This window comes from Kitasatospora sp. NPDC051853 (assembly GCF_044452665.1).
Lineage (GTDB): Bacteria > Actinomycetota > Actinomycetes > Streptomycetales > Streptomycetaceae > Kitasatospora.
The window spans coordinates 137,121-143,698 of record NZ_JBITBY010000012.1 but is presented as its reverse complement, the minus strand read 5'-3'; the positions used below and the strand labels follow the sequence as shown (position 1 = coordinate 143,698).

Annotated in this window: 5 protein-coding genes; all 5 read right to left on the bottom strand. The window is 71.8% G+C overall.

The window, feature by feature from the left end:
- Positions 1-97 precede the first annotated feature (97 nt).
- A complete protein-coding gene (locus ACIA8O_RS31035) occupies positions 98-1,087 on the bottom strand; it encodes an ABC transporter substrate-binding protein (protein ID WP_396297309.1) in 990 nt (329 codons plus the stop codon).
- A gap of 34 nt (positions 1,088-1,121) precedes the next feature.
- Positions 1,122-1,355 carry a phosphopantetheine-binding protein gene (locus tag ACIA8O_RS31030; RefSeq protein WP_396297308.1) on the bottom strand — a complete coding sequence of 78 codons (234 nt, stop codon included), beginning with the start codon at positions 1,353-1,355 and terminating at the stop codon, positions 1,122-1,124.
- A 358-nt stretch (positions 1,356-1,713) separates the two neighbouring features.
- Complete coding sequence (locus tag ACIA8O_RS31025) at positions 1,714-3,036, bottom strand: lysine N(6)-hydroxylase/L-ornithine N(5)-oxygenase family protein (protein ID WP_396297436.1); 1,323 nt, start codon at positions 3,034-3,036, stop codon at positions 1,714-1,716.
- A 112-nt stretch (positions 3,037-3,148) separates the two neighbouring features.
- A complete protein-coding gene (gene argB, locus ACIA8O_RS31020) occupies positions 3,149-3,952 on the bottom strand; it encodes an acetylglutamate kinase (RefSeq protein ID WP_396297307.1) in 804 nt (267 codons plus the stop codon).
- A gap of 183 nt (positions 3,953-4,135) precedes the next feature.
- On the bottom strand, positions 4,136-6,439 hold the full coding sequence (locus tag ACIA8O_RS31015; RefSeq protein ID WP_396297306.1) for a collagenase: 2,304 nt from the start codon (positions 6,437-6,439) through the stop codon (positions 4,136-4,138).
- Positions 6,440-6,578: the final 139 nt, after the last annotated feature.

The following is a 6,578-nucleotide window of genomic DNA, read 5'->3' as shown; positions in this document are numbered from 1 at the left end:
GTGCGGGAGTTGCGGGGCGCGGCCCGGCCGTGGTGCGGGCGCGCGCGGGGGCCGGGCGGCCGCCACTGCTCGGCGGCCGCCCGGGGTCTCACCGGGGCTAGAGCCCCTTGAGGATCGTCTCGATCTGATTCAGCACGTCGATCGAGGTGCCGTAGCGGTCGGTGGTGGCGTAGCCGACCGGCACGACCTTCCCGGCCTTGACGGCCTTGAGGTTCTGCCAGGAGGGCTGCTTCTCCAAGTCCTTGGTGTCCTGCGGCACCTGGCCGGTGGCCACCGTCTTGGGCACCAGGATCACGTCCGCGTCGCCGAGCACGTCGAGCTTCTCGGTCGAGTAGGTGACCTCGTGCTCCTTGTCGTCGGCCGAGGCGGTGGAGAACTGGGCGCCGGCGTCGGCCAGCACCCGCCCGACCCAGCTGCTCCTGGTGTCGACCAGGAACTCACCGCCGCCGTAGGAGGAGGCGATGGTCCACTTCACCGAGTTGAGCTTGGCGGCGTGGTCGGTCCTGATCTTGGCGGCCTTGGCCTCGTAGTCCGACTTCAGCTTCTTGAACTCGGCCTCCTTGCCCACCGCGGTGGCGATCTTCTCCTGCGCGTTCAGCAGGTCGACCGGCTTGTCCACCGCGAAGTACAGCACCGGGGCGCCGAGGCCCTCCAGCTTCTTGATGCCCCAGTCGAAGGCGCTGGCGCCCTCGACCACGATCAGGTCCGGGCGGAGCGAGGCGATCTTCTCGATGTTGAGCTCGATGCCGGAGCCGATCGGCTCGATCTTCGCCGCCGCCTCCTTCTGCGAGGGCAGCAGCTCGACCGGGTTGTTCTCGTCCAGGGTGGACGTGCCGACCGGCTGGACGCCGAGGTCGAGCAGCGCGCCGGTGGCGTACGAGACGGTGACGACCCGCTCGACCTTCGCCGGGACGGTGATGGCGCCGTTGGTGGCCTGGACGGTCTTGGGAGCAGCGGCGGACGCCTTGGCGTCGCCGGACGTGCTCGCGTCCTCGGCGGCGTCGGAGCCGCAGGCGGCCAGCGAGAGCACCGCGGCGGCCGTGGCGGCGGCGGCGATTCTGCGGCTGGTCAGGACACGGGTGTTCATGGTTCTCCTAGAGAAGGGGGGTGCTGACGGCAGGTCAGGCCGCGAGGGCGGCGGCCCAGCCGGCCAGGGTGGGGGTGGGGGCCAGTTCGACCAGGTCGGCGAACCCGAGGGCGGCCCCGCGGGCCCGCCAGGTCTCCACCAGGCTCATCAGCCGGATCGAGTCCAACCCGAGGTCCCGCAGGTCGTCCTCGTCCCCGATGTCCTCCGGCTCCTCGCCGAGCACCTCGGCGAGATCGGCCCGCAGGCTCTCCAGATCGAGTCCGGGCATCACGTCATCCGTTCGTAAGCGGCGGTCACCCCGCAGGGGCACCGAAGGTTGCTGGTGGTCACCCCGGAGGCACCGGAGGTTGGCGGCGGTCACCCCGCGGGGCCGGAGGCTGGTGGTGGTCACCCCGGGGGCGCCGGAGGTTGGCGGCGGTCACCCCGCAGGGCCGGAGGCTGGTGGTGGTCACCCCGCAGGGCCGGAGGCTGGTGGTGGTCACCCCGGGGGCGCGGGGAACTGCGCGAGTCGGAAGGGGGCGGCCCGTGTGCCGGGTACGGAGAACCACTTGCAAGTGCAGGCCCGTACCCGACAGTCGGGCCACTCCCTTCCGCTGCGCGCAGTTCCTCGCGCCCCTGGGCACTGCCTAGTTGGCCATCGCGCAAAGGCGCCGCCGCAGCAGCAGCGAGTCGCTGATCTCGCCGGAGCGCACCGCGAGGGTGGAGAGCAGCGAGGACGTGATCCCGTGGGTGTGCTCGGTGCCACCCTGGAGGTAGATGCCGACCTCCACCTCGTCGGCGGTGAGCACCCGGTGGTCGCGGTCCACCCGCAGGCGCCCGCCCCCGTCCACCAGGCAGTCCGCCGCGAGCGGGCCGAGCAGCTCGCGCGGGTCGACGTGGGCGTACCCGGTGGCGAGCACCACGGCGTCGGAGTCGAGCCCGTACTCCTCGCCGGTGGCGAGGTTGCGCACCGCCGCCCGGGCCCCGTCCGCGATCTGCTCGACGCCGGCCAGCCGGGTGGTGTTGAGCATCCGCAGCCGCTCCCGCCCGGCCACCTTCTCCTGGTACACCGTCCGGTACAGCTGCTCGATCAGGTCGCCGTCGACCACCGAGTAGTTGGTGTTCGCGTGCAGGTCGAGCAGCCGCTGCTTCACCGGTTCGGGGGCGCCGTAGTAGTGGTCCACCGCCTCCGGGTCGAAGATCCGGTTGGCGAAGGGGCTGTCGTCGGCCGGGCTGTAGCCGTACCGGGAGAAGACCGCGCAGACCTCGGCCTCGGGGAAGGTGCGGTGCAGGTACTCGACCGCCTCGGCGGCCGACTGCCCCGCACCGACCACGGTGAACCGCCGGTGCCTCAGCTCCGTCAACTCCGGTGCGCGGTACAGCAGGTCACGCGTGTGCCAGACCCGCTCCCCGGCCGTGACGCCCTCCGGCAGGCACGGGGTGAGCCCGGTGCCGACCGACAGGTTGCGGGCCCGGTGGGTCCGCCGCTCGGCCCCTCCCGCCGCGGCCTCCGTCACGACCTCCACCGCCACCACCCGGCCCGCCTCGGCCACCGGCCGGACCTCCACCGCGCGGCGGCCGTAGTCCACCGCGTCGGTGAACTCGGCGGCGCACCACTCCAGGTAGTCGTGGAACTCCAGGCGGGTGGGGTAGAAGGACTTCTGGTTGATGAAGTCGGCCAGCCGGCCGCGCTCCTGGAGGTAGGACAGGAAGGTGAAGCGGCTGCGCGGGTCGCGCATGGTCACCAGGTCCTTGAGGAAGGCGACCTGCATGGTGGCGCCCTCCAGCAGCATGCCCCGGTGCCAGCCGAAGCGCTCCTGCCGCTCCACGAAGCGGGCGGAGAGCGCCTCCTGCGGGTTCCGCTCGTTGTGCGCGTCGACGGCGATGGCCAGCGCCAGGTTCGCGGGGCCGAAGCCTATGCCGATCAGGTCCTCGGCACCGGCGTCCCGCCCGGGGCTGGTCTCGCGCAGACGCGACATCGTGGTCCTTCCGTTGGAATCAAGGTCAGAAATGATTAGGTAAGGCTTACCTAATCAACCTCTCGCATGACTGATCGAGAGTCAAATTCGGTACGTGCACCAACTAGGGCAGCACGGTGGTGCCCGTGCCGGAGCCGCCCAGCGCCGCCAGCAGGCTGTGCCGCACCCGCCCGTCCAGCACCTGGGCCGCGCCCACCCCGGAGCGCACCGCCCGCAGGCAGGCCTCCATCTTGGGCAGCATCCCCCCGGCCAGCGAGGGCAGCAGCCCCTCCAGCTGGCCGGCGGTCAACTCCCCTATGACTTCCGGGGATTCCGGCCAGTTCGCGTACAGCCCCGGCACGTCCGTGAGCACCACCAGCACCTCGGCGCCCAGCGCCACCGCCATCGCGGAGGCGGCGGTGTCGGCGTTGACGTTGTAGACGTGACCGTCGGCCCCGCGCGCGATCGAGGAGATCACCGGGATCCGGCCGTCCGCGATCAGCGCCCGCACCGCACCCGCCTCGACGCTCACCACGTCGCCCACCAGGCCGATGTCCACCGGCTCGCCGTCCACCACCGCGTACCGCTTCACGGCCGTCATGGTGCGGGCGTCCTCGCCCGTCAGCCCCACCGCCAGCGGCCCGTGCCGGTTGAGCAGCCCGACCAGCTCGCGCTGGACCCGGCCGGCCAGCACCATCCGGACCACGTCCATGGTCTCCGGCGTGGTCACCCGCAGCCCCGCCGTGAAGCTCGACTCCAGCCCCAGCCGGTCGAGCTGGGAGCTGATCTGCGGACCACCCCCGTGCACCACCACCGGGTGCACCCCGGCCCGGTGCAGGGCGACCACGTCCCGGGCGAAGGCGGACTTCAGCTCCTCGTCCACCATGGCGTTCCCGCCGAACTTCACCACCACGATGCGGCTGGCCAACGGACACCCCTTCGAAAAGACTTAGGTAAGGTTTACCTTACTGTCTTTTCGGGGCATCCGTCACCACCCTGACCGCCCGTCACCCCGCCACGGCCGTTCCGCCCTTGCGGAACGGCCGGTGCCCCGGCGGACCGCCGAAGCGGACCACCGGGGCACCGGGGAGGTGGATCACCCGCGAAGGGCTCAGAAGTCGGCCGAGACGGTCACCCCCGAGAAGCCCTGCCGGGCCTGCAGGCTGAAGAACACGTAGCCGGCCGGCGGGTCGGTGACGGTCAGGGTCTCCGCGTTGTCCGGCCCGGCCGAGGCCGTGACGTAGGCGTTGTCGTAGGCCCAGCCGTACGGGTTGTAGCGCAGGTCGCCGTTGCCGGTGCCGCCGCTGGTGGTCACCCGCAGCTGCCTGGTCCCGGCCGGGACCAGGACGTAGAAGTGCGCGTAGTTCCCGGTGGTGGCCCAGACATCGGTCCGGGCGCAGTTCGCGCCCAGCTGCCGCCGGTCGCCGCCGCACTCCGCCAGCACCGGGCCGGTCGGCAGCACGGCGCAGGCCCCGGCCGCGCAGCGGTACAGCCACTGGTCGAAGTCCGCGTCGTAGCGGGTGCCGATGGTGGACTTCAGCAGGGTGCGGGCACCCTCCCAGTCACCGGTGCGGTACTTCGCCAGCACCGCGTCCGTGTCGGCCCGGCGCTGCTCCAGCATGTAACGGACCGCCAGGTAGCCCCACCGGTAGGTGCGGTCCTGGGTGGTGTTGGCGTAGGTGGTGTCGAACAGCTCGCTCAGCCGGTAGTCGTGCCGACCCGCCGCCAGGGTGATGGCGGCCTGGTTGACCTGCTTGGTGTAGGAGGTGGCGAGGTACTCGGCGAAGCCCTCGGTCCACCAGACCGTCGGGGTGACGCTGCCCTCCTCGAAGGTGCCGTGCATGGTGAACCGGGCGTCGAGGTAGTGGGTGTACTCGTGGTTGAGGTTCCACACCTCCCACTGCGGGCGCCAGTCGGCCTCGTAGGCCACGAACCGCGCCTCGTTGCCGGGCCTGGCCGGGTCGCCCTCCAGGTACATCCCGCCGTTGTCGGTCCTGATCCCGTAGATCGCCGCCGCCAGGGCGGTGTACTCCCAGGAGGTGTCGAAGATGACGACCTCCATCCGGGAGTTGAGGTCGTTCGCCACCGGGCCCTTGTCCCGTGCGATGGCGTGGAAGAAGGCGTCCTGGCCCGTCAGGCTGGTGCAGGCACCGGCCAGTTGGGCGGTGGTGGCAGCCTGGGCCCGGATGGCGATGCTCGGGCTGCAGGAGTGGGAGACGGTCAGGTTGGCCGCCTTGAGCCGCTCCGGCTCCTCGCAGGTGCCGTAGTAGCCGCAGTTCTCGGGGTCGGAGTAGCGGATCGAGGCGACCACGGCGGCCCGCTGGTAGCGGGTGTCGCCGGTGACCGAGGAGCGGTCCAGCAGGGTGCGCAGCATCGGCTGGAGCCGGGGCCGGAAGTCGGGATAGGCGACGAAGCGGCCCAGCTCGTTGACGGAGTGCCAGAACACCCGGCGGTCGGGGCCGCTGAGCAGCGCCTGGTTGCGCAGGGTGAAGCCGTACAGGGCGTCCAGCACGCCCCGGTCGGCGCGGACGGCGTCCACGAAACCGGGCTGCGCGTGGCCGGTGAACAGCAGGGTGAAGACCGGGTTCACGGCCCAGGCCAGGCCCTGCCGGTCCCAGGTGGCGCTGTCGTAGGCGTTCAGCAGCCGCTTGACGATCGGCAGGTAGCGGGTGCTCTCCCGCAGGCAGTCCAGCAGGACGGCGGCGCGGGTGAGCGGCTCGGCGTTGGCCGAAGTGACGTCCCCCGAGCGGGGGTTGGCGAAGAAGGCGTCCACCGCGGCCCGGACGGCGGTCCGCAGGGCGGGGCTGTAGGGGCCCTGCACGGCGGTGTTGTTGGACTGCCAGAAGTAGCCGGCCTGGAGGTAGTACATCAGCTGGACGATGCGCCCGCCGTTGTCGCCCCGGTAGGCGGTGGCGGCCTCGGCCGCGGCGTTGGCCACCGCGGTCATCTGCGCCTCGGCGAAGGCCAGCCTTCCCTCGGCCGGCGGGAGCACGAACAGGCCGTTGATGCACCAGAAGTCCACCGCCTTGACCTGTTGGACCAGGGCGGCCCCGGTCCGGCCGGTGAAGTCGGAGACGTTGCAGGCGGCGGCCTCCGTGTCCGCCGCTGCGGCGCCGAGGCCCTTCGCCGTCGCCGGCTCCGGTCGCGGCGGGGTGAGTTGGACCGGCGCCAGGCTGTCCGGCGCCAGGTGTTCGTCCCGGGCCGCCTCGCCCTGCACGGTGGGCGGGGCGGCGGTTGCCGGGCCGGGCATGGGGGTCTCGGCCCGGCCGTCCGGTGCGACGACGGCGGGGCCGGTCGGGGTCGGGGTCGCGGCCTGCCCGTTGGGGGCGGACAGGCCGACGGCCAGCAGCAGGATCAGGGTGGTCGTCAGGAGTCTTGCCGACTGCGGGAGTCGCCAAGGACGTGAGGTACTCACGTGGGGGTGCTCCGGTGTGCTCATCGGCCGCGCAGTGGGGTGCGGCCGGTGTGGGGTAGCGGACCGGCGAGCAGCGGTGACCCGTCGGCCTCCGGCGTGAACGCGGTGGGGAATGGTGAATACCATGGCACATGTCACA

Bases quoted from the DNA above. Each gene is read 5' to 3' on its own strand.
- ACIA8O_RS31035 (WP_396297309.1), bottom strand. From the start codon at position 1,087: ATGAACACCCGTGTCCTGACCAGCCGCAGAATCGCCGCCGCCGCCACG.
- ACIA8O_RS31030 (WP_396297308.1), bottom strand. From the start codon at position 1,355: ATGCCCGGACTCGATCTGGAGAGCCTGCGGGCCGATCTCGCCGAGGTG.